The sequence below is a fragment of the Pseudolabrys sp. Root1462 genome (assembly GCF_001426945.1).
Classification (GTDB): Bacteria; Pseudomonadota; Alphaproteobacteria; order Rhizobiales; family Xanthobacteraceae; genus Pseudolabrys.
The window spans coordinates 436,525-457,528 of the sequence record NZ_LMFS01000001.1; the positions used below are offsets into that span (position 1 = coordinate 436,525).

General features: G+C 63.4%; 21 protein-coding genes. 12 read left to right on the forward strand and 9 right to left on the reverse strand.

The genetic code is table 11. The features are described 5' to 3' along the window. Positions 1 to 4 precede the first annotated feature (4 nt). From ASD45_RS01980 to ASD45_RS01990, 3 genes are all read left to right on the forward strand, one after another. Positions 5 to 664, forward strand: coding sequence for an NAD(P)H-dependent oxidoreductase (locus tag ASD45_RS01980; protein ID WP_056909941.1), 660 nt, complete (start codon positions 5 to 7; stop codon positions 662 to 664). Between the two features lie 34 nt (positions 665 to 698). Next, a complete protein-coding gene (locus ASD45_RS01985) occupies positions 699 to 1,463 on the forward strand; it encodes a 3-oxoacyl-ACP reductase family protein (RefSeq protein ID WP_056909942.1) in 765 nt (254 codons plus the stop codon). Positions 1,464 to 1,620: 157 nt separating this feature from the next. Then, complete coding sequence (locus tag ASD45_RS01990) at positions 1,621 to 3,519, forward strand: sugar phosphate isomerase/epimerase and 4-hydroxyphenylpyruvate domain-containing protein (protein WP_056909943.1); 1,899 nt, start codon at positions 1,621 to 1,623, stop codon at positions 3,517 to 3,519. On the opposite strand, the gene ASD45_RS01995 is transcribed toward ASD45_RS01990, so the two are convergent. From ASD45_RS01995 to ASD45_RS02005, 3 genes are all read right to left on the reverse strand, one after another. After that, the gene (locus tag ASD45_RS01995) at positions 3,520 to 4,374 is read right to left on the reverse strand and encodes a shikimate dehydrogenase (RefSeq protein WP_056909944.1); all 855 of its coding nucleotides are present in this window, start codon (positions 4,372 to 4,374) and stop codon (positions 3,520 to 3,522) included. It lies immediately after the preceding gene. 97 nt (positions 4,375 to 4,471) lie between these two features. Continuing rightward, positions 4,472 to 5,140, reverse strand: a complete 669-nt coding sequence (locus ASD45_RS02000; RefSeq protein ID WP_056909945.1) for an FCD domain-containing protein — start codon at positions 5,138 to 5,140, stop codon at positions 4,472 to 4,474. Positions 5,141 to 5,152: 12 nt separating this feature from the next. Beyond that, entirely contained in the window at positions 5,153 to 5,842 is a 690-nt protein-coding gene (locus ASD45_RS02005) for a GntR family transcriptional regulator (RefSeq protein WP_056909946.1), read from the reverse strand. Between the two features lie 208 nt (positions 5,843 to 6,050). Here ASD45_RS02005 and dctP point away from each other — a divergent pair, with 208 nt between their 5' ends. The 4 genes from dctP (at position 6,051) to ASD45_RS02025 (ending at position 9,372) form a co-directional block, all read left to right on the forward strand. After that, positions 6,051 to 7,040, forward strand: coding sequence for a TRAP transporter substrate-binding protein DctP (dctP, locus tag ASD45_RS02010; RefSeq protein WP_056909947.1), 990 nt, complete (start codon positions 6,051 to 6,053; stop codon positions 7,038 to 7,040). A gap of 76 nt (positions 7,041 to 7,116) precedes the next feature. Further along, positions 7,117 to 7,629 (forward strand): TRAP transporter small permease subunit, encoded by a 513-nt coding sequence (locus tag ASD45_RS02015; protein ID WP_056909948.1) that lies wholly within the window; start codon positions 7,117 to 7,119, stop codon positions 7,627 to 7,629. A gap of 2 nt (positions 7,630 to 7,631) precedes the next feature. After that, positions 7,632 to 8,930: a TRAP transporter large permease gene (locus ASD45_RS02020; RefSeq protein ID WP_056909949.1), complete on the forward strand. Its 1,299-nt coding sequence runs from the start codon at positions 7,632 to 7,634 to the stop codon at positions 8,928 to 8,930. A gap of 7 nt (positions 8,931 to 8,937) precedes the next feature. Continuing rightward, positions 8,938 to 9,372, forward strand: coding sequence for a type II 3-dehydroquinate dehydratase (locus ASD45_RS02025; protein WP_056909950.1), 435 nt, complete (start codon positions 8,938 to 8,940; stop codon positions 9,370 to 9,372). Between the two features lie 10 nt (positions 9,373 to 9,382). On the opposite strand, the gene ASD45_RS02030 is transcribed toward ASD45_RS02025, so the two are convergent. Together ASD45_RS02030 and ASD45_RS02035 are read right to left on the reverse strand one after the other, a co-directional pair. Next, on the reverse strand, positions 9,383 to 11,227 hold the full coding sequence (locus ASD45_RS02030) for a TRAP transporter fused permease subunit (protein ID WP_056909951.1): 1,845 nt from the start codon (positions 11,225 to 11,227) through the stop codon (positions 9,383 to 9,385). Between the two features lie 80 nt (positions 11,228 to 11,307). Then, positions 11,308 to 12,285 carry a TAXI family TRAP transporter solute-binding subunit gene (locus ASD45_RS02035; protein ID WP_082540590.1) on the reverse strand — a complete coding sequence of 326 codons (978 nt, stop codon included), beginning with the start codon at positions 12,283 to 12,285 and terminating at the stop codon, positions 11,308 to 11,310. A gap of 256 nt (positions 12,286 to 12,541) precedes the next feature. On the opposite strand from ASD45_RS02035, the gene nadC reads away from it, so the two are divergent. The 3 genes from nadC to ASD45_RS02045 are packed head-to-tail and all read left to right on the forward strand — an operon-like array spanning position 12,542 to position 15,424. After that, positions 12,542 to 13,378, forward strand: coding sequence for a carboxylating nicotinate-nucleotide diphosphorylase (gene nadC, locus ASD45_RS02040; protein WP_056912544.1), 837 nt, complete (start codon positions 12,542 to 12,544; stop codon positions 13,376 to 13,378). Between the two features lie 7 nt (positions 13,379 to 13,385). Beyond that, entirely contained in the window at positions 13,386 to 13,940 is a 555-nt protein-coding gene (phnN, locus tag ASD45_RS22875; protein WP_082540591.1) for a phosphonate metabolism protein/1,5-bisphosphokinase (PRPP-forming) PhnN, read from the forward strand. Next, positions 13,937 to 15,424, forward strand: a complete 1,488-nt coding sequence (locus ASD45_RS02045) for a thymidine phosphorylase family protein (RefSeq protein WP_082540592.1) — start codon at positions 13,937 to 13,939, stop codon at positions 15,422 to 15,424. The genes phnN and ASD45_RS02045 overlap by 4 nt, the downstream gene beginning before the upstream one ends. Here ASD45_RS02045 and ASD45_RS02050 read toward each other — a convergent pair. Both ASD45_RS02050 and ASD45_RS02055 read right to left on the reverse strand, forming a co-directional pair. Next, entirely contained in the window at positions 15,421 to 15,819 is a 399-nt protein-coding gene (locus tag ASD45_RS02050) for a thioesterase family protein (protein ID WP_056909953.1), read from the reverse strand. The two genes, ASD45_RS02045 and ASD45_RS02050, sit on opposite strands and share 4 nt — an antisense overlap. An 18-nt stretch (positions 15,820 to 15,837) precedes the next feature. After that, complete coding sequence (locus tag ASD45_RS02055) at positions 15,838 to 16,992, reverse strand: MFS transporter (protein ID WP_056909954.1); 1,155 nt, start codon at positions 16,990 to 16,992, stop codon at positions 15,838 to 15,840. Positions 16,993 to 17,122: 130 nt separating this feature from the next. Between ASD45_RS02055 and ASD45_RS02060 the strand changes: the two genes are divergently transcribed. Further along, the gene (locus tag ASD45_RS02060; RefSeq protein ID WP_082540593.1) at positions 17,123 to 17,842 is read left to right on the forward strand and encodes a metallophosphoesterase family protein; all 720 of its coding nucleotides are present in this window, start codon (positions 17,123 to 17,125) and stop codon (positions 17,840 to 17,842) included. Positions 17,843 to 17,871: 29 nt separating this feature from the next. Here ASD45_RS02060 and ASD45_RS02065 read toward each other — a convergent pair whose 3' ends face one another. After that, complete coding sequence (locus ASD45_RS02065; protein WP_244485175.1) at positions 17,872 to 18,399, reverse strand: HAD family hydrolase; 528 nt, start codon at positions 18,397 to 18,399, stop codon at positions 17,872 to 17,874. After that, the gene (locus tag ASD45_RS02070; protein ID WP_056909956.1) at positions 18,396 to 19,367 is read right to left on the reverse strand and encodes a lysylphosphatidylglycerol synthase transmembrane domain-containing protein; all 972 of its coding nucleotides are present in this window, start codon (positions 19,365 to 19,367) and stop codon (positions 18,396 to 18,398) included. The genes ASD45_RS02065 and ASD45_RS02070 overlap by 4 nt, the downstream gene beginning before the upstream one ends. A 380-nt stretch (positions 19,368 to 19,747) precedes the next feature. Between ASD45_RS02070 and ASD45_RS02075 the strand changes: the two genes are divergently transcribed. Beyond that, the gene (locus tag ASD45_RS02075) at positions 19,748 to 20,962 is read left to right on the forward strand and encodes a nucleotide sugar dehydrogenase (RefSeq protein ID WP_056909957.1); all 1,215 of its coding nucleotides are present in this window, start codon (positions 19,748 to 19,750) and stop codon (positions 20,960 to 20,962) included. The last annotated feature ends 42 nt before the right edge of the window (positions 20,963 to 21,004 follow it).

Here is a 21,004-nt window from a genome sequence, read left to right on the forward strand (position 1 = left end):
CGACATGAATGTTCTGCTCGTTTACGCGCACCCGGAGCCGACATCGTTTACGGCTGCGCTGAAGGATGCGGCGGTTGAGGCGCTGACCGCGGCCGGCCACAGCGTCGAGGTGTCCGATCTCTACGCCGAAAACTTCAATCCGGTTGCCGGCCGGCACGATTTCGTCAGCATCCATGACGCCAGCCGGTTTCACTATCAGAACGAGCAGGGGCACGCCCACGCCAATGCGGGCTTCGCGCCGGATATTGTGCGCGAACAGCAGCGTGTGCTGAAGGCCGACATGATCGTCTGGCTCTTCCCGATTTGGTGGGGTGGCCTGCCGGCCATCCTCAAGGGCTGGTTCGACCGCGTGATGGCTTTCGGCTTCGCTTATGCCGACGGTAAGCGCTTCGACAGCGGCTTCTTCAAGCACAAGATCGGTCTGCTCTGCCTGACCACGGGCGGCACGGTCGAGCGCTTTTCGGCAGGGAATGTTTATGGCCCGGTCGAGCAAGTGCTGTATCCGACACAACACCTGATGGTCGAATACCTCGGCATGAGGTCGTATCCGCCGTTCGTGGCTTATGCCTCGCCGCGCATCGATGAAGCGGGCCGTAAGGCGTACCTCTCGCAATGGCGCGAACGCCTCCTTGAGATCACCAAAGACGCCGTGCCCTCGCAGTAGGGCGCGGCCCAATTTATTTCGATAGGAATGGCTCATGACAGCACACACCTCGGCTGACACCTATTCACTGACCGGTAAGGTCGTGCTGGTGACCGGCGCCTCGCGCGGCATCGGCGCCGCCGTGGCCAGGCGTTTCGGCGCCTGCGGTGCCAAGGTGGCGGTCGCCTATCGCAGCGGCGCCGCCGCTGCCGAGGCGGTCGTCAAGGACATCGCTGGCACCGGGACTGAAGCGATGAGTGTTGCCGGCGACATCGCCAAGGCCGACGACGCCAAGGCAATGGTTGCCAAGGTTGTGGAGCGTTTCGGCCGTATCGACGTGCTGGTGAACTGTGCCGGCGTCGCCGAGTATCGCCCGTTCGAAAAGAGCGATCTGGACCTGTTCCGCTCGACCTTCGACACCAACGTCTTCGGCACCGTCGCCATGATCCAGGCGGCGTTGCCGCATCTGCCGTCGCCAGGTGGTCGCATCATCAATTTCTCCTCGGCGTTGGCAACCCGGCCGATCCCCACCGCGTCGATCTATGCGGCGTCGAAGGGGGCCGTCACGAGCCTCTCGCATGCGCTGGCCAAGGAGTTCGGGCCGCGCGGCATCACCGTCAACACCATCGCCCCCGGCGTCATTGAGACCGAAATGACGACCAAGATCCTGAAAGAACGTGGCGACGGCATCAAGGCGATGACGCCACTCGGCCGCATTGGCCAGCCCGATGACGTCGCGGGTGTCGCGGTGTTCCTGGCTTCGCCGGACGCCGGTTGGCTGACCGGACGCACCTTCATCGTCGACGGTGGCGTGAGCTGAAGCCGGACCGGCGGCTGAAATAACCTGAGGTTACCCTCACGAGAGGTCTATGAAATTGCCTCGGCTTGGTCGAGGCTCTATGTCTTCACGGCTGCCTACGGAACCGGTCCCCAGACGGCCGGATTGTGATGCGGCTTCCAGGTGAGGACGATAGCCGATGAAGACCTCGATCGCGACCGTGTGTCTGGCCGGCAATCTGCTCGAAAAGCTGGAAGCCATCGCATCGGCGGGCTTCAAGGCGGTTGAGATTTTCGAGAACGATCTGATCGCCTATCCGGCCTCGCCGAACCAGGTGCGCCGCATCTGTGACGACCTGGGGCTGACGGTCGTGACCTGCCAGCCGTTCCGTGAATTCGAGGGCCTGCCCGACGATAAGCGCATCAAGGCGCTGGATCGCGCCGAGCGCAAATTCGATCTGTTGCAGGAGCTGGGCTCCGACCTGCTGTTCGTCTGCTCGAGCGTATCGACGGAGGCCTCCGGCGGCATCGACCGGCTGGCCGAGGATTTCGCCATGCTTGGCGAGCGTGCCGCCAAGCGCAACATGCGCGTCGGCTATGAGGCGCTGGCCTGGGGCAAGCAGATATTCGACTACCGCGATGCCTGGGAAGTCGTACGCCGCTCGGGCTCGGATCGGGTCGGCATCGTGCTCGATTCTTTCCACATCCAGTCGCGCGGCACGGATCTGAAACCGATCCGCAATTTTCCAAAGGACCGCATCTTCCTTGTCCAGGTTGCCGACGCGCCGAAGCTGGAAATGGATTATCTGTCGTGGAGCCGGCATTGGCGCTGTCTGCCGGGGCAGGGCGACTTCGATCTTGCCGGCTTCATGGATGCACTCATCGCCACCGGCTATGACGGCTACCTGTCGCTGGAAATCTTCAACGATCGCTTCCGCGCCGGCTCGGCGCGCTCGGTCGCGCTCGATGGTCATCGTTCGCTGATCTACCTGCTCGACCAGGCGTCGCGTCGTCACGGCGCCCCGGTCAAGGGTGCGGTGCCGATGCCGCCGCCGGCGCGGGTCGAAGCGGTCGAGTTCATCGAATTCGCCGTGGACGAGAGCGACCGCGACGGTTTCGAGCGGTTGCTCTCGCAGCTCGGCTTCGCGAAAACCGGACGCCACAAGTCCAAGAACGTGAATCTGTGGACGCAAGGGAATATCCGTATCGTCGTCAACAGCGAGAGCGACGGCTTCGCGCACAGCTATCAGATCACGCACGGCACCTCGGTCTGCGCCATGGCGCTGCGCGTGCCGGACGCTGACGCGATTACCGCGCGGGCCAAGGCGCTGCTCGACGTGCCGCATGAAGGGGCGATCGGCCCCGGCGAACTCAATATCCCTGCGGTACGCGGCGTCGGTGGCAGCCTTTTGTATTTTCTCGACGCAAAGTCGTCGCTCGGCGGTTGGTCCACGGTCGATTTTGAGCCGGTCGTGCCCGATACGCCGGATGCCGGTCTCTTCGCCGTCGATCACGTTTCGCAGACCATGTTCTACGAGGAAATGCTGACCTGGCTGCTGTTCTACTCGTCGCTGTTCGAAACGAAGCGGACGCAGAGCCAGGCGGTAGTCGATCCCGGGGGTATCGTGCAGAGCCAGGTCATCGAGAGCGGCTCGCTCGCGGCGCCGGGGCAGGGCTTGCGCCTCGTGCTCAACGGCTCGCAGAGCCATCACACAATGTCGTCGCGCTTCATCTACGAATTCTTTGGCTCGGGGGTGCAGCACATCGCGCTGGCGACAGCGGATATCCGTAAGACGGTGGCCCAACTCGTCGCCAATGGCGTCGAGATATTGCCGATGCCGCAGAACTATTATGAGGACCTCGCCTCGCGCGCCGACCTTTCGGACGAGGACGTCGCCGCGCTGAAGAAGCTCAACATCCTCTACGACACCGATCAGCACGGCGCCTATTACCAGGCCTATACCGGGACGATGGAAGGCGGGTTTTTCTTCGAGATCGTGCAGCGCGACGGCTATGGCGGCTACGGCGCTCCGAACGCAGCGATCCGGCTCAACGCCCAATCCTTCGCGGCACAGGGCGAACCGGTTCCGGATCGCTGATCAGGCCGGGACCTGGTCCTCACCAAGCGCGAGTGCTTCGCGTAGCGCCTGCTGGGGCACATCGCGTCCGGTGAAATGCCGGAAGGCGTCGACACCCTGGTAGAAGAACAACTCGTAGCCGCTCATCAATTCGACGCTTGCGGCACGCGCCGCGACGACGAAGGGCGTTTCGATGGGCGTGTAAACGGCGTCGAAGGCCCAGCGGCGGCCGCGAATTGTTTCGGCCGGGAACGGACACCCGCCAATACCGACCATGCCGATCGGCGTTGAGTTCACGAGCCCGTCGGCCTCGCGCGTCGCATCTTCAATGGAGGCCGCAACGCTCACCGATGTCGTCACCGGAAGGCGGCGCAGTGCCTCGGCTACCGATGCGGCCTTGCCGGCATCGACATCGAACAGTCGCAGCTCCGTGGCGCCGAGCTGACAAAGAGCAAATGCGATGGCTCGGCCGACGCCGCCGGCGCCCGCCATGGCGACGCGGCCAGGTGAGCGGTTGCCGAACACATGACGATAGCCGCCCATGAAGCCGGAGAAGTCGGTGTTCCAGCCCTGCGGCTTGCCGCCGCCGAACAGCACGGTGTTGCAGGCGCCGATGGCGCGCACCACGGGATCGGGCACGTCGAGATGCGCGATCACGCGCTCTTTGTACGGGTAGGTTATGTTCAGCCCGCGATAGCCATCGGCCTCCGCGAAGGACAGCACGTCCTCGAAACTCCGCTTAAGGTCGGCCGGTCGCAGCAGGTCGTAGCTCACTGCAAGCCCGGTCAGCCGGCCGGCAATCCTGTGCAGCGCCGGCGAACGCGAGGCGGCGATATTGTCACCGATTAGTCCCAAGCGAATTGGCGATGGGCCCATGCAGACCTCCAGCGAATGACCGCCTGCAATCTCGCATGGGACACCGAACAGAACAACTGAGATTATATGTTTACTCGGATGAAAACGGTATGACCCGTCAAACGATACGTCCCACGGCCAAGGCGTGCTCAACCCCGCCGGTAATGTGCGCCTTCAGCACTTCGCCGGCTTTGGCGGCATCGCGCTTCAGCGCCAGCTCCATCAGTTGGCGGTGCTCGCGGGCGGCGATCTCGCCGCGATCGGTCAGCGCCAGCATCTGGTAGCGCAGGTATTTGTCGAACACGGCGCCGTGGGTCTCCATCAGTTCGCGCGACCCGCAGGCCGAGATCAGCGCCTGGTGGAATTCCCAATCGTAGCGTTTCCAGGTCTCATTATCCGGACTGCCCTCGGACTTCTTCTTTTCTTCCATTGCTGCGAGCTTGTGATGGGCAGCGACGACGCGTGCCTCCCACTCCATGTCGCCGCTCTGGAACGATTGAGCGATGGCGTGGACCTCGAGCAGCAGCCGCAGCGATGCAATGTCCTTGAGTTCTTCGACTGACACCGGCGCAACTTCGAAGCCGCGCTGGCCCTCGGCGACGACAAGCTTTTCTGAGGACAGCCGGCTCAGCACCTCTCGCAAGGTACTGACGCTGACACCGTAATCTTCCTTGAGACGATCAAGTTTCAGCTTCTCGCCCGGCGCCAGCCGACCTTGCAGAATATCGCCGCGGATTCGGCGGTAGGCACGGTCGCCAATGGTGCCTTCATCGCTGTTCTGAGCCATTGGTGCCATGCGTTAAGAGGCGAGGGCGCCGGATTTAATAGTATGTTGCACGCAATCGCGAATGTGCTTCACAAGCACATCCGCGGCCGCGTCGGCGTCGCGTTTCAGCGCCGCCTTGAGCAATTCGCGATGTTCGCGCGCCGCCGCTTCGCCGCGGAATACCACGGCGATAATCTGGTAGCGCAGGTATTTGTCGAAGATCGCCGAATGAGCGTCGAGCAGCGCCTTGGAGCCGCAGCACGAAATCAGAGCGTGGTGGAATTCCCAGTCGTAGCGTTTCCAGGTTTCAGTCTGCGAGCGATCGCCTGACAGCAACTGTTTTTCCAGGGTCGCCAGCTTGTGATGGGCGGCGACGACGCGCCCTTCCCATTCGACGTCGCCGCTCTCGATCGACTGGCGCAGCGCGTGGCCTTCGAGCAGTTCGCGCATGGCCGCGATCTCATGCCAGCGGTCGGCCGACACCGGCATAACCTCGAAACCGCGCTGTCCCTCGGCGACGATGAGGCCTTCGACGAGCAGGCGGTTGAGCAGTTCGCGCAAGGTGGCGATGCTGGTCTCGTACTGGGTGCTGAGCCGCTCGAGGCGAAGCTTTTGGCCGGGGGCAAGGCGCCCGAAAATGATGTCAGAGCGGATCCGGCGGTAGGTCTTCTCCCCAATCGTCTCGGTCGATCCAGTCTGATCCAGCACGCGGGCAGTCCTCATCCGACGAAATCAGGAATCTACGATCTTTAGCACCCGGCGGGGGCGGGGCTCAATCGAGAGCAAGTCTCCGCCATTTGCCCGTGCAGGCACAGTTTGGTCAAATCATATGACCTTCTTTTCATCATAGATTTTCGAATTTGCCTATTGATTTCGGTTCCGTCCAATGGATAATCGACGCCAACAAGTTAGAACCGGGGAGGAATACCTAATGCACCAGCCCATCAGCCGCCGCACCCTGCTGGCCGCGTCGTCGGCGCTTGCCGCCGGATCGATGCTGCCGAGCGTGTCGTTCGCTGCGCCGACCAAGATGAAGTTGAGCGCCGCTCCCTCTGAGACCGATCTGCGCGTGAAAGGCTATGCCGCCTTCGCCGAGGCGCTCAAAGGCGACATCGAGATCGAGCCGCATTGGTCGAACTCGCTGTTCAAGCAGGGCACCGAGTTGGTCGCACTTCAGCGCGGCAATCTCGAAATGTGCAATCTTGCGCCCGCCGATATTTCCAAACAGCTTCCGGCCTGGTCGCTGATGACCTCGGCCTATCTGTTCCGCAATTACGACCACCTGAAGAAGACCTGGCAGAGCGATGTCGGCAAGGAATTCATCGACATGGCCCGCGAAAAGCTGGGCATCGAGGTTATCCGTCCGGTCTATTTCGGCGCGCGTCAGGTCAACCTGAAGCCCGACAAGCAGATCAAGACGCCGGCCGATCTCGCCGGCATCAAACTGCGCATGCCGCCGGGCGAATACTGGCAGTTCCTCGGCGAATCGCTGGGCGCCAATCCCACGCCGGTCGCCTACGCCGAACTCTACACCGCGCTGCAGACCGGTGTCGTCGATGGCCAGGACAACCCGCTGGTCGCCGGCCGCACGATGAAGTTCTACGAAGTTACGTCGCAGTTCGTCCTCACCCGGCATGTGCTGGGCTACGACATGCTGACCGTCGCCAAGAAGGTCTGGGATGGTCTGGGCAAGGACGTGCAGGCCAAGTTCCGCGCCGCGGCCGACAAGGCCTTCGACGCCAATGCGGCCGAATACGACAAGCAGGAATCCGAGGCGATCGAGTTCTTCAAGTCGCAGGGCAAGAAGATCTACGAGCCCGATCAGAACGCCTTCCGCGAGTTCGCGCAGAAGAAGTATCTCGCCCAGTACGGCAAGGATTGGCCGAAGGGCGCGCTCGAGAAGATCAACGCGATCAAGTAAGAGGTCGCGGTCTTTTCGGGTTCATTCGGCCGGCCTGAGTGCCGGCCGAAAATTTACCGGCGGGGGATCTGATTTGATGCCGACTGTGATGACGGCCGTTCAGTGGCTGAGCCGGCGAGCGAAGGATATTTTGGTCCTGCTGCTGGCGACGATGTTCGTCACCTTCGTCCTGCAAATCGTCTTCCGCTATCTGATCAACGAACCGTTGGGCTGGTCGGAAGAAGTCATCGTCGGCGTCTGGCTCTGGACCGTGCTGTGGGGCGCCGCCTTCGTCCTGCGCGAGTCGGAGGAGATCCGCTTCGACATCATCTACAGCAACATCTCGGAGCGCGCCCGGCGTATTTTCACCGTGATCACCGGGGTGGTGCTGATGGCGGTTTACGGCTTATCGCTGCCGGCGGCCTATTCCTACGTTACGTTCATGAAGGTGGAGCGCTCCGCCTATCTCCATATCCGCATGGACGTCCTCTACTCGATCTACGTCATCTTCGCGGTCGCGAGCATCGCACGCTACGCCTATCTCGTCTGGCACGCCCTGCGCGGTGATACGGTCACGCCGCAGACCAATCCCTCCGAACTCGGCGATTGACGATGCACATCAGTCCCTTCGCCATTTGCGTTGCGATGATCGTCGGCCTGGGCATTCTAGGCCTGCCGATCGGTCACTCGATGATCGTCGCGACGATTGTCTATCTGCTGCTGTCCGGGCTCGACCTCGGCACCGCCGCCGAACAGGTGCTCAACGGTCTGTTCAACAGCTATGTCCTGATCGCGATCCCGCTGTTCATCCTCGCCGCCGACCTGATGAACATTGGCAGCCTGACCGACAAGCTGCTGCGCTTCTGCCTGGTGCTGGTCGGCCGCTTCCGCGGCGGCCTCGGTCACGTCAACGTCGTCGCCAACATGATCTTCGCTGGGATGTCGGGCTCGGCCATCGCCGATGCCGTCGGCATCGGCCGCATCATCGTCGGCATGATGGCCAAGGACGGGCGCTATCCGGTGGCTTATGCCGCGGCGATTACCGCCTCCGCCGCCATCATCGGGCCGATCATTCCGCCGTCGATCCCGATGGTGGTCTATGCGCTCGTCTCCGACGCATCGATCGGCTACCTGTTCCTCGGCGGCGTCGTGCCGGGCGTGCTGCTCGGCGTCGGCTTCATGGTCGCGAACTCGCTGATCGCGCGGCGTCGCAACTATCCGGTTGAAGCGCCGGTGCCGCTGCGCGAGATTCCGAAGATCACGATCGATGCATTCCCGGCGCTGATGCTGCCGGTGATCCTGCTGTTTGGCATCTACGGCGGCGTCATGACGCCGACGGAGGGCGCCGCCGCGGCAGCGCTATACGCGCTTTTCGCCTCGACGGTGATCTACCGCGCCGTGACCTGGAAGCAGCTCTACGAGGCGATTCTCACCAGTGGCAAGGCGACGACATCGATCGGCATGCTGATCGCCGGAGCCTTCGCCTTCAATTATGTCGTCACCGTCGAGCGTATCCCCGACGGCCTCAACGTCTTCCTGTCGCAATTCGACTTCTCGCGGGCGACGTTTCTGCTGGCCGTCAATATCCTGCTGCTGATTCTCGGCTGCCTGCTCGAGGGCACAACGATTCTCCTGATCGTTGTGCCGATACTCATTCCGACGGCGAAGGCGCTGGGCATCGATCTGGTGCATTTCGGCGTCGTGGTCGTGGTCAACATCATGATCGGCCTGCTGACGCCGCCCTATGGCCTGCTACTCTTCGTGCTGGCCAACATGACAGGTCAACCTTTGGGCAGCATCGTCCGCCAGGCGGTGCCGTTTATTGTCTTGGCGATCGTCGTGCTCGGGCTGATCACGATTTTCCCGGATCTGGTGCTTTGGCTGCCACGCATCATGGGTTACAAAGGATAAGCGTCAGATGGCCAAGCCGATCTATGTTCTCAACGGCCCGAACCTCAACCGTCTCGGCAAACGAGAACCGGAAATCTACGGCAAGGCCACCTTGGCCGATGTCGAGAACTATTGCCGCGAGGCGGCGGGCTCGCACCCGGTCGTATTCCGCCAGAGCAACAGCGAAGCCCAGATTATCGACTGGATCCACGAAGCCATCGACGAAGGCGCCGGCATCATCATCAATCCTGCAGCGTTCACCTTCGTGTCCATGGCGATCATGGACGCGTTGAAGATGTTTCCTGGTCCGATCATCGAACTGCACATCACCAACATCCACAGACGCGAGCCGATGTATCATAACTCGCTGGTGTCGAAGGTGGCGACCGCGGTCATCGCCGGCCTCGGTGCCGACGGCTATCGCACCGCGACGAGCGCGATGCTGCGCCTGATTGCGGCCTGAGCGCTCCTGCTCAGGCGAGGATCGCGAACGCGGCCTGCGCCGCCATCAGCGCCAGCCCCAGCGCCACCAGCAGCAGCCGCGTCGTCACTCCGAGCGGACGGCCGAGATACCCTTCCTGGGCACAGACAAGTGCGACAATCGCGATGGTCGCGGTGACGATCGAGAGGACGACGTCTGCAACCGACCCGATCAGCAGCACACCGGGATTGTAGATGAAGACATAGGGAATAATGAACGCGACAATGGCGAGGCGGCAGCATTGCAAGCCGATGGCCATTGGATTGGCGTTGGCGATCGTTGCGGCCGCGAAAGCCGCGACAGCGACCGGCGGGGTGATCGCCGACATCGACGCGAAATAGACGATGAAGAGATGCGCCGGCAGTAGCGGAATGTTGAGCGCGAGCAGGGCCGGTGCGGCAAGCACGGACGCCAGCGCATAAACCGCTGGCGTCGGCATGCCCATGCCGAGAATGATGACAATCACGGTTGCGATGATCAGCGTCAGCAGGGCGTTGCCGTGGGCGAGCAGGAAGAGCGCCGACGAGATTTTTCCGGTCAGATCCGTCATGGCGAGTGTGCCGACAACGAGGCCGGCGACGGCGCAGGCAACACCGATGCCGGTCATGCGCCGTGTCGAGTCATCGAGCGCGCGCACTAACGCCTTGCCGGCGGCGGATGGATTGCGGACGCGGACAAGAAGGATCGGAACGAGCGACGCCATCGCCAGCGCGGCCGAGAAGGCGGGGCGATCGACTGTCAGCACGTACCAGACCAGAATGAAAATCGGGATCAGATAGTACCAGCTATGCCGGAGCACCGTCAGGACGCTCGGCGTGTCTGCCGATGCCGACGGCTGAAGGTTATCGACGCGCGCGCGCAGATGCACAGCCAGGAACACCGAAAGGTAATAGAGCAGTGCCGGCACCACCGCCGCGATGGCAATGCTGCTGTAAGGAATGCCGGTGAAATCCGACATCAGAAATGCGGCGGTGCCCATGACCGGCGGCAGCAGCGCGCCGCCTGTCGAAGCCGTCGCTTCCACCGCGCCGGCATAGGTCGGCGTGAGGCCGGTGCGGATCATCAACGGAATGGTGAATGAGCCGGTCGTCACGACGTCGGAGGTCGGTGAGCCGGAGATCGAACCGTAAAGGCCCGACGACACCACGGCGACTTTCGCGGGGCCGCCGGCCTGTCGGCCGACGAGGCTATTGGCAAGATCGAAGAAGAAGTCGCCGCCACCGGCCGCGTCGAGCAACGTCCCGAAAGCGACAAAGGCGAACACCAGAAGCGCGGCGACCGCCAGAGCGGGGCCAAACAGGCCGTTGGTGGTGTAGACGATCTGGTAGAGCATCTCCTCGAGGCTGAGCTCGCGGTGCCAGAAGGGTCCCGTCAGCAAATGGCCGAAGATGCCATAGGCCAGGAACACCATCACGACCAAGACGAGAGTCATGCCGATGCAACGGCGCGTCGCTTCGAGCACCAGGACGATCAGGATCACGCCCGCGATCTGGTCGATCGGATTGAGACCGTCAATCATCGGCAACCGCTCGTCGTAGATCGGCTGCATGACCGTGAAATAGACCGCGATGGCGACCGAGACGATCGCCGCGGTCCAGGAAAAAACCGTCCGGCCGGTCGGACGCTTCGGGTTTCCGGTGGTCGTCAGGAAGGCGACCGCGAGAATGGCACCGATAAACCAGTTGAGCGCAATCTGGCTTTGCACATAGACGCCGAAGGCCAGCAGGATGAAGAACACTGATGTGGCGATCGCGATGACCGAAACCACGCCGTTTTCGAACTTGCCGAGCTGACGGCCGCGCCCCGGCGCAAGAGTCATCACGAAATCAGCCAGCACTTTTTCTTTCCTTGTGAAGGCAGGGCGTCCGTCGTCAGGCGGCGGCTTCGTGAGCCGCCGCCTTCTCGCGTCAGGTCGGACTACAGCAAGCCGGCGTCTTTGTAGGCCTTCTTCGCACCAGGCGCGAGTTCGATCGGCCCGACATCGGTCAGGCCTTTCTTGCCCATGCGCGCGAACGACGGGTAGGCCTTGGTGAGATAATCAAAGTGCTCGATCAGGCCCTTGGTGATCGCTTCCGCTTCGGCATCCGGCATCTTGTCAGACGCATAGAGTACGACGAAGCCAGTGACGGTTTTCACGTCCGCCGTTTCGAATGAATAGCTCTTGGCCGGAATGGTGACGCTTTTCGTGCCGGCTTCGCTATCAATCTTGGCGATCGCAGCATCCGGGACGGGCAGCAGCTTGATTGCCATGTCGTGCGAAATCCGCTCGACCTGCGCTGACGGGAAGGCCAGCATGTTGAGGACGATATCGACCTGACCGTTTTTCAGCATGTCGAGGCCGTCGTTATAGGCGACATATTCGACGCGGCCGCCCCAGGAGGCGAGGTCCTTCACCGAAATGCCGGCCGCGGCGAACACTTGTTCGCCCGCGATCGACATCATCGTGCCCCGCTTGTTGAGCGCGATGCGAACCGGCTTCTTCTCTTTGGCGATTTGCGAGAGACTGTCGAAAGGGGCGTCCTTGCGCGCAATGATCTGCACCACCGCTTCGGGATCGAGCAGGGCGATGGCGCGCAGGCTCGTGATCTTGGACTTGAAGGGGGCTTCGCCCTTCGTGGCGCGTAGCGCCATCTGCGCGTGGGCAATGCCGAGTTGCGCCTTGCCCTCCGAGACCAGGATCAGATTGGCCGCGTCGACGCCGGGTTCGTAAGTAAAGGAAGAGCCCGGTACTTGCTGCTGAATGGTTTGACCGATGGCCGCGCCCATCGCACTCCAAGCGCCGCCGACCGAGCCGCCGGCCAGCGTGATCTTGAGCGGGTCGGCCGAAGCACCGGCAATGAGCGCCACACTCAATCCGAAAGCGGCAAGTAGAACTCGCTTCATAGGACGTTGCATCGATACCCTCCAGGTGGTGAATGCAGGGGCTGGTCTTCCAGCAGATGCGGTGACGTCCGCCGGGGGCCCGCCAATTCATTTGCGTACATATAATCTCTTCGTATGACCGAGACTGTCAATGATTATGCATGCCCATAATCGTGGCAGGGGCTGCCCGATGTTTGATAGCGATTGACAACCTACGATGCCGGGATATTGTTTGTGTACAAACGATATGCCGGCTGACGCGCGTGCTGCGCTGCAAAGGAAGAAGCCGATGCTTGATCATTATATGACGGGCCGCCTGATCGATCTGTGGTTTGCCGAGGACATCGGCGCCTGCGATCTCACCGTCCAGTCGATGATTGACGCCGATGCCAAGGCAAAATTCCGCATGAACGCCCGCGAACCGCAGACCGTGGCCGGTCTCGACGTCGGCGCCGCGGTGTTTCGCCATTATGACCCACGGGTCGAAGTGACCGTGACCGCCAAGGACGGCGACAAGGCGGTGAAGGGCACCAGCCTCATGGTTGTGTCAGGTCCGGCGCGCAGCCTTCTCACGGCCGAAAGAACAGCCCTCAATATCGTGCAGCATATGTCCGGCATCGCCACCGAAACGGCGCGCTTCGTGGCGGCGATCGCCGGCACCCGGGCAAAGCTGATCGACACCCGCAAGACAACGCCCGGTTTGCGCATGCTGGAAAAGCACGCGGTGATCTGCGGCGGCGGCGCCAATCATCGCCTCGGCCTCGACGGCGGCGTCATGATCAAGGACAACCACATCGCGGTGGCCGGCAGCATCAAGGCGGCGGTCGCCCGCGCCCGCGCCGCGATTCCCTCGCTCATCAAGATCGAAGTCGAATGCGACCGCCTCGATCAGGTGCCCGAGTGCCTCGAAGCCGGCGCCGACGTCATCATGCTCGACAACATGTCGCTCGATGACATGCGCTCGGCGGTGAAACTGGTAAATGGCCGCGTCCCGCTCGAGGCCTCCGGCGGCGTCCGCTACGAAACCGTGCGCGGCATTGCCGAGACCGGCGTCGATTACATCTCGACCAGCCGCATTACCCAGGCGGCGCCCGCGGTCGATATCGGTCTCGACGACGCCAGTTGATCCGGCCATGACGACGGGGACGTTCTTTCTTGTCGTCGGCCCGAGCGGCGTAGGCAAAGATACGCTGTTGGACGGCGCACGCGTCGCGCTGCGGGGCGAGGGCCGATTCCTGTTCGCGCGGCGCACGATCACCCGCCCTGCCGATGCCGGCGGCGAAGATCATGAAGCGGTGACCTCCGAAGAATTCATCCGGCGCCAGCAGGCCGGCGCATTCCTTCTGACCTGGGGCGCGCATGGCCTCGCGTACGGATTGCCGGCGTCGCTGTCGGAGGCGCTGGCGCAGGGCCGTAATGTCGTCGCCAACGGCTCGCGCGCGACGATTGCCGAGCTTTCCCGCCTTGTGCCGAAACTGGTGGTTATCGAAATCAATGCCTCGCCCGAAGTCGTCGCCGCGCGTCTGCGCGCCCGCGGCCGCGAGGACGAAGCCCAGGTTGCCGCCCGCGTGGCGCGCACCGTGCCGCCGATGCCCGACGGCATCGCGCTCGTTCGTATTCTCAACGATACGGACGTTCCGACCGGCGTCGCCAAACTGGTCGCGGCGCTGGCGGAGCCGCGCTCATGAAATTGCGCGCGCTGCCGATCGACAGCTGGCGTGAGCACATGGCTTATCTGCCGGCCGGCAGCACGGAAGTAGCGGCGGGAGATTTCCTTGGCCCCGGCCGCATCGAAGTGTCGAACGGCGTGCGCAGCATTCGCGCATCGGTACACGTCATCGACGATCCCTGTTTGCTCGGCGTCACGGACATCGGGCTGTCGCGGAGCGCCTTCGAGGCGCTCGGCTTGCCGGAAGGCTCCGACGTTCGCATCGAGCGCACGCCGTCGCCGGAAAGCGCCGAGGCTTTGCGCGCCAAGCTGCGCGGCGAGGAATTGAACGATGCCCAGATCGGAACGCTGATCGGTGACATGGTCGAAGGCCGCTATCCCGACCGCGAAATGGCAGCATTTCTCGTCGCTGCGACGCGCGGCCTGACGGATCGCGAGGTGGTGGCGCTGGCTCGCACGCGGGCCGAATTCACCGATCGCCTCACCTGGGACGAGCCCATGGTGGTCGACAAGCATTCGATGGGCGGTATTCCCGGCAGCCGCATCACCATGATCGTGGTGCCGTTGGTTGCGGCGCATGGTCTCGCCATTCCGAAAACATCGTCGCGCGCCATTACCCAGGCGTCCGGCACCGCCGATGCCATGGAGACGCTGGCGCGCGTCGATCTATCGGCAGCGGATGTGCGCCGCATCGTGGAGCAAGCGCGCGGTTGCGTCGCCTGGAACGGCAAGCTCAATCATTCGGCCGTCGATGACGTGATGAACGCGATCACGCGGCCGCTCGGACTGGATTCGACGCGCTGGTCGGTCGCCTCCATTCTCTCGAAGAAGCTGGCGGCCGGCTCGACCCATGTCATCATCGATCTGCCTTATGGGCTTCAGACCAAGCTGAAGACGCATCAGGAGGCTGCCGAACTCGGCGCTCTGTTCGAGCGAATCGGCAATGGCCTGGGCCTCGTCGTCGAAGCGCACGCGACCAATGGCGAGCGGCCGATCGGGCGCGGCGTCGGCCCGGCGCTGGAAGCGCGCGATGTCTTCGCGGTGCTCGACAACGTGCCGGAGGCGCCCAACGATCTGCGCGACAAGGCGCTGTTCTTTGCCGGTCGCATTCTGGCGTGGGATCCGGCCGTCGGGTCGCAAGAAGCCGGGCAGGCGCGCGTCAGCGAACTGTTGGCGTCCGGCGCCGCGCGTGATGCGCTCGACCGCATTATCGATGCGCAGGGCAGGCGGCAGCCGCCCGTGCTGCCGGGCTCCCATATGCAAGCCGTCAAAGCCGACCGAAGTGGCATCGTCACCGGCGTCGATGGCTGGGTCATTGCCGGCGTCGCGCGCCGCGCCGGCGCGCCGAGCGATTTGCGCTCCGGGCTCGATCTCGTTGCCGCGGTAGGCGATGCGGTCAAAGCGGGCGATCCGCTCTATGTCATTCACGCCGGCACTGAAAGTGACGCGTCAGCGGCGGCCATGCTTGCGCAGGCGGCGCACGGCTATCGGATCAGCGGCTAAGCCGGCTTCTTGCTGTCGAGCTTCTTGGCGATGCGGCCGAGGTCAACCACCATGCGCTCGTGGGTACCCTTGCCGATCTCTTCGATCTCGTCACGCGCGGTGACGTCGAATTCGAGGCGGCGGCCATCGACCTTGGTCACGACTGCTTCCGCGGTGACCTGATGGCCGACCGGCGTAGCCGCCATGTGCTTCACATTGACGATGGTGCCGACTACGCTTTCGCCCGGTTCGAGATAATCGCGCACCGCGTTGAGCGCCGCGTTCTCCATGATCGTCACCATCATCGGCGTGGCGAAGACCGGCGGCAGCACCGAATCCTTGAACTGGCTGGCCAGATGCGCCGGTGTCACGCGCAGCGTGTAGGTGCCTTTGGCTCCGACGGGGACAGGGCGCATGCTGGGTGAACTCCGGATCTAATGGGTCTGGCGCGGGATGTGATTGATCGCCGACGCCAGGACAATGAGCAGTATACCGCATAAGCCGATGGGCCAGAAGGCCGCGGACGCCAGGCCGGTCAGATCCCATAGTGCGCCGGCAATCACCGGTATGACGACTGCCCATGTGTAGCTGATGGTGAACATCGCCGCGGTGACGCGATGCACGTCGTCCGGCGGTGCCAGCAGCGGCGGCAACGCGAGCACCAGGATCAGGATCGAGGATGCCGCATAGCCTTGCAGAGTCGCGGCAGCGACCAGCCAGACGCCGTGACCAAACACCAGGCCGGCTGTGGCGCCGATGCTCAGCACACCGCAGACGATATAGGGCCACACCTTGCGCTCCAGCCGGCCGGCGACTGCGAGCAGCAGCATCGATGCCGGCAATTGCCCGGCATTGAGTCCGGTGAGCGCGGCGCTGATCCAGCCGTCCTCACCGATGCTGCGCAGATAATCGGGGATGAAGGCGTTGGTGGCAAAATAGATGGCGTTGATGGTGCCGAGCATGAAGCCGAGGCGCCAGATCAGCATGTTGCGCCAGTCCGGCCACCACTTGCGTCGCGGCGCGGTCGCGGAGGCTGCAACAGGCTGTGGCGCGAAGATCATGACCAGCACGGCGATGATCGCGACGGGCACGCTCCAGAACACGAAGGCCCACTGCCACGAGCCCCCGACCAGCGGCAGCACCATGATCAGCATCAGCGCGACCGGGAAGATCTCGCCGACGATCAGGCCGTTGGTGTAAACCGCGGTCGCAAAGCCGATGCGGCTCGGCACCCAGGTGCGCACCGCCGGCGGCATAGTCACCTGCATGATGGCGACGCCCGCGGCCATGGCGATGGTCATGGCATAGAGCCACCATACGTCGGCCACGAGGCCGCGCAGCGCGCCGAAGACCGCGGTGATTAGCAGTCCCGCCACCATCGCCGCGCGCACGCCGAACCGTGCGATCAGCAGCGACCCCGGCACCGCGGCCAAAGCGAGCAGCATCGAGGGCAAACCGGTGAGGATGCCGACCTGGGTGCCGCTCAACGCCAATTCGTCATGAATCAGAGGAATGACCGGCGGCACCGCCAGAATGGTCAGCCGTAATGCGTTACCCGCCAGCCATAGCAGGGCGAGCGATGTGAACATGCGAGTCGGCGCATCGCCGCCCGCTAGCGAAGAATGAGTTCCCGGCATTTCCCAGCAACAAGGCAAGAAACCGGGTCTTTTTTCTCGACTTTGCCCGGCCCGCTGCGGCAATAACATAGCCCAAAGCATCATGCACGCAGCACAGGCAGGCACCGACCGCATGGGTCGCATCTACGCTATCGGCGACATTCACGGCCGGCTCGACCTTCTCGAGCGCGCCATCGTTGCCATCGGCCGCGATATCGACAAACGCGGCCCCGCCGAACTCACGCTGACGCTCGGCGATTATATCGACCGCGGCCCGTCGTCTTCCGGCGTCATCGAGCGGCTTCTTGCCAATCCGTTTCCGACACCGCATGTGGCGCTCAAGGGCAATCACGAGCAGGTGCTCGAGCAGTTCCTCGTCGACCCGCGCATTCTCGACGAGTGGCGGGGCGGTGGCGCGCTGGAGACGCTGCATTCCTACGGCGTACCGGTCGCCGATGCGATGATGGGACGTAACTACGACGCGGCGTCGAAGGCGCTGGCCGAGGCCTTGCCGGCGGCGCATCGCGACTTCATCGCCGGATTGAAAACCTCATATGTCACCGATCGCTATTTCTTCTGTCATGCCGGCGTCAGGCCCGGCATTCCTTTCGCAGAGCAGAGCGACAACGATCTGATGTGGATCCGGCACGAGTTTCTCTCGAGCGATGAGGATTTCGGCAGGCGCGTCATTCATGGCCATACGCCGGTCGCCGAACCGGATGTTCGGCCGAACCGCATCAATATCGACACCGGCGCTTTCGTTTCCGGAAGGCTGACCTGCATCGCTCTCGAGGACGCCGGATACCGCTTTCTGAAAGTGTGATGGGTAGCCCACGCGCAACGGCGCTTGGCTCAACTCGGCGCGAGCATTCGCCCGACCAACACCGGCAGCGAGTCCGTCGCGGCGTCGAACCTGGCGCCGCGAATCCCGAATGCCGTGGCGGCAGCGATGTCGATGTCCTTGTCGCCGATCATGAAGCTGCGAGCGCGGTCGATCGGCCAGTCGGCGGCGGCCTGTTCGAGCATGCCGATGCCGGGCTTGCGGCAGGTGCAGCGGATGGCAAAGCGCTCGACGGTGCCTTGTGGATGATGCGGACAATAATAGAAGGCATCGATATGCGCGCCGCGCGCCGCGAGCCAGGTCTGCATGTGTGCGTGCAGGATGCCGATGGCCGCTTCGTCGTAATAGCCGCGGGCGACGCCCGACTGGTTGGTCACGACGATGACCAGATATCCGCCATCGTTCAGGAGCTTGATCGCCTCGGCGGCGCCCGCGATCCATTCGACCTGATCGATGCGGTGCACGTAGTCGCGATCGACATTCAGCACGCCGTCGCGGTCGAGAAAGGCGGCCGGCTTCAGCGCCGCGCGCCCCGTCACGGCGTGTCGCCCGGCGAGGGGCTGGCCGCGACGGCCGTGGCGGACCGCCGGCCATTGCTCACGATCCAGACGATTCCGCCGATGGCGCCGATGGCGAAGAAGGTGAGGCCGATGAGCACCGAAACGACGAGGCCGTCGCTTTGCGGCAGGCCGGCATAGCCGAAGGCGACGATCATGCTGCCTTCGCGCACGCCCCAACCGGCAATCGAGATCGGCACCGTTGCGATGAGGATCACCGGCGGCACCAGGAACAGCAGCAGGGCGAAGCTGGTCGTCGCCGACACCGATTGCACCATGCACCAGGCAGCCAGAATGGTCATCAGGTGCACGACGAAGGATGATGCGGCGATGATGCCGAGGGCGTTGCGCGATCCGCAAATGCGCCAGGCCGTGCGTGACACCTCGACAAGATGCCGGGTCGGCGCCCAATGCATCAACGGCTTCCAGCGGATGTGGCCGATGGCGAGAAAGACAACGGAGCCTGCAATGGCGCTGATCCCGATCAGCACCAGCACGGTGCGCGCCACCGGGTCCTGTACCACGCTCAAGGTCCAGGGCAGGCAGAGAAAGACGATCAGCGTCAGAGCGATGAGGCCGGCGACACGGTCGAGCAGGACGGAGTAGGCGGATGCCGCCCAGCCGCCGCCATCGCGCGCCAGCATCCAGATGCGCGCGGCATCGCCGCCAACGGTGGACGGCAGTACCTGATTGAAGAAGGTGGCGATGAAGGAGATGCGCAACACGCTGCCGAAGGACGGATTGATGCCGCAGCCCTCCGCGATCAGCCGCCAGCGTGCCGCCAGGATGAACACCTGCGCGGCGAGGATTCCGACCGCGGCCGCGAGCCAGCCGCTATGGAGCCGGCTCAGGCGTTCGCCGAGCACGGCCAAATTGACGGCGCGCAGCGATACATAAAGCAGCAGGCCGGAAATCGCCGCCTTCAGTAGCAGCATGATGAGACGCCGCATGACGGCACGACCTCTTAGGCGTCCAGGCAGGGACGTTCCGCCCTTCGCTTGGCATGCCGGTGGGGCCGGGGCAAGGGTCGGCAAGCAACCGCCTGATCCGCGCAAAAGCGGGGAAATGACCGGGATTCACGGGAGAAGTCCGCGTGGCGGACGATCCGGAGGCTGCAACCCGACGGCATCCCGCGTAAGCCGTTGCGCGACCCCACCGGGACGGCTGATCCCGGCCCGTCGGCGGGTCGGCCGGGTTTGCAGGCATGACGGGTTCGTATAAACGTCGTCGCGGTACGGTGGCGCCCTTCGGTGCCGGCTGGAATTTCGCTATATTGCGCCGGATCCGAGAGAAAAGGTGACTTTTGAACTATCCGTCGAGCAAACCTGACATGTCGTCCCGCGAAAGCGGCCTGACCCCCGACCTCACCGTGGTGGGCGGCGCCGGCCATGTCGGCATACCGCTGGTCCTGGCTTTTGCCGAAGCCGGGCTGACCGTGAACGTCAACGACCTCAACGAGAACACGCTCGCCACCCTGCGCGCCGGCAAGCTGCCGTTCATCGAATACGGCGCCGCACCGCTGCTCGCCAAAGCCCTGGCCGAGAACAAGCTCATCTTCACCGCGACGCCTGGCGCCATGCGCGGCAACGGCCCGGTGATCGTCACCATCGGCACGCCGGTCGACGAGTTCCTCAATCCGGTGACCTCGGCGGTGCAGAAGTGCATCGACGACCTGTTGCCGCATATCAATGACGAGCAGCTCATCGTCCTGCGCTCGACCGTGTTTCCCGGTACCACGGACTGGCTGCACGATTATCTCGCCCGGCTCGGCCGCAAGAACCGCATCGCGTTCTGCCCGGAGCGGGTGGTTCAGGGCTACGGCATCAAGGAACTGCGCGAGATGCCGCAGATCGTCAGCGGCACGACGCCCGAAGCGGAAGCCGAGGCGGTGGCGCTGTTCAACCGCATCGCGCCGGAGGTGGTGACGATCAAGCCGCTCGAGGCCGAACTCGCCAAGCTCTACGCCAATGCCTATCGCTACATCGAATTCGCGGCGACCAACCAGTTCTACATGATCGCCAAGTCCGCCGGCGCCGACTATTCGGCGATCATGAAGGCGATGAAGCACAACTATCCGCGCGCCCGCACGCTGCCGGGGCCGGGCTTCGCCGCCGGGCCCTGCCTGTTCAAGGACACGATGCAGCTTGCCGCCTTCGCGCGCAATCAGTTCAACATCGGCCACGCCGCGATGCAGATGAACGAAGGTCTCGCATTGCAGTTGATCGACGATCTCAAGCGCCAGTACGATCTCTCGAAGATGACCGTCGGCCTGCTCGGCATGGCGTTCAAGGCGGAGATCGACGACGTGCGCGCCTCGCTGAGCTACAAACTGAAGCGCACATTGCTGACCAATGCGCGCGAGGTGCTGACCACCGATCCGTTCGTCACCATCGATCCGGCGATCAAGCCGCTCGACGAGGTCGTCGCCAAGAGCGACCTGCTGATTTTGTGCACGCCGCATTCGGCGTACAAGGAAGCCGACTTCTCCGGCAAGCCGGTCGTCGACATCTGGGGCTTCCTCAAGAATGCCAACGTGGTCTATTGAGACGCGTGGCAGCGCCTTGGTGACCGGAGTGGCGGACAGAGC

What these genes read in the sequence shown, in the direction of transcription:
- ASD45_RS01980 (WP_056909941.1), top strand. Translation starts at nt 5, where the DNA reads ATGAATGTTCTGCTCGTTTACGCGCACCCGGAGCCGACATCGTTTACG.
- ASD45_RS01985 (WP_056909942.1), top strand. Translation starts at nt 699, where the DNA reads ATGACAGCACACACCTCGGCTGACACCTATTCACTGACCGGTAAGGTC.
- ASD45_RS01990 (WP_056909943.1), top strand. Translation starts at nt 1,621, where the DNA reads ATGAAGACCTCGATCGCGACCGTGTGTCTGGCCGGCAATCTGCTCGAA.
- ASD45_RS01995 (WP_056909944.1), bottom strand. Translation starts at nt 4,374, where the DNA reads ATGGGCCCATCGCCAATTCGCTTGGGACTAATCGGTGACAATATCGCC.
- ASD45_RS02000 (WP_056909945.1), bottom strand. Translation starts at nt 5,140, where the DNA reads ATGGCTCAGAACAGCGATGAAGGCACCATTGGCGACCGTGCCTACCGC.
- ASD45_RS02005 (WP_056909946.1), bottom strand. Translation starts at nt 5,842, where the DNA reads ATGAGGACTGCCCGCGTGCTGGATCAGACTGGATCGACCGAGACGATT.
- dctP (WP_056909947.1), top strand. Translation starts at nt 6,051, where the DNA reads ATGCACCAGCCCATCAGCCGCCGCACCCTGCTGGCCGCGTCGTCGGCG.
- ASD45_RS02015 (WP_056909948.1), top strand. Translation starts at nt 7,117, where the DNA reads ATGCCGACTGTGATGACGGCCGTTCAGTGGCTGAGCCGGCGAGCGAAG.
- ASD45_RS02020 (WP_056909949.1), top strand. Translation starts at nt 7,632, where the DNA reads ATGCACATCAGTCCCTTCGCCATTTGCGTTGCGATGATCGTCGGCCTG.
- ASD45_RS02025 (WP_056909950.1), top strand. Translation starts at nt 8,938, where the DNA reads ATGGCCAAGCCGATCTATGTTCTCAACGGCCCGAACCTCAACCGTCTC.
- ASD45_RS02035 (WP_082540590.1), bottom strand. Translation starts at nt 12,285, where the DNA reads ATGCAACGTCCTATGAAGCGAGTTCTACTTGCCGCTTTCGGATTGAGT.
- nadC (WP_056912544.1), top strand. Translation starts at nt 12,542, where the DNA reads ATGCTTGATCATTATATGACGGGCCGCCTGATCGATCTGTGGTTTGCC.
- phnN (WP_082540591.1), top strand. Translation starts at nt 13,386, where the DNA reads ATGACGACGGGGACGTTCTTTCTTGTCGTCGGCCCGAGCGGCGTAGGC.
- ASD45_RS02045 (WP_082540592.1), top strand. Translation starts at nt 13,937, where the DNA reads ATGAAATTGCGCGCGCTGCCGATCGACAGCTGGCGTGAGCACATGGCT.
- ASD45_RS02050 (WP_056909953.1), bottom strand. Translation starts at nt 15,819, where the DNA reads ATGCGCCCTGTCCCCGTCGGAGCCAAAGGCACCTACACGCTGCGCGTG.
- ASD45_RS02055 (WP_056909954.1), bottom strand. Translation starts at nt 16,992, where the DNA reads ATGTTCACATCGCTCGCCCTGCTATGGCTGGCGGGTAACGCATTACGG.
- ASD45_RS02060 (WP_082540593.1), top strand. Translation starts at nt 17,123, where the DNA reads ATGCACGCAGCACAGGCAGGCACCGACCGCATGGGTCGCATCTACGCT.
- ASD45_RS02070 (WP_056909956.1), bottom strand. Translation starts at nt 19,367, where the DNA reads ATGCGGCGTCTCATCATGCTGCTACTGAAGGCGGCGATTTCCGGCCTG.
- ASD45_RS02075 (WP_056909957.1), top strand. Translation starts at nt 19,748, where the DNA reads ATGTCGTCCCGCGAAAGCGGCCTGACCCCCGACCTCACCGTGGTGGGC.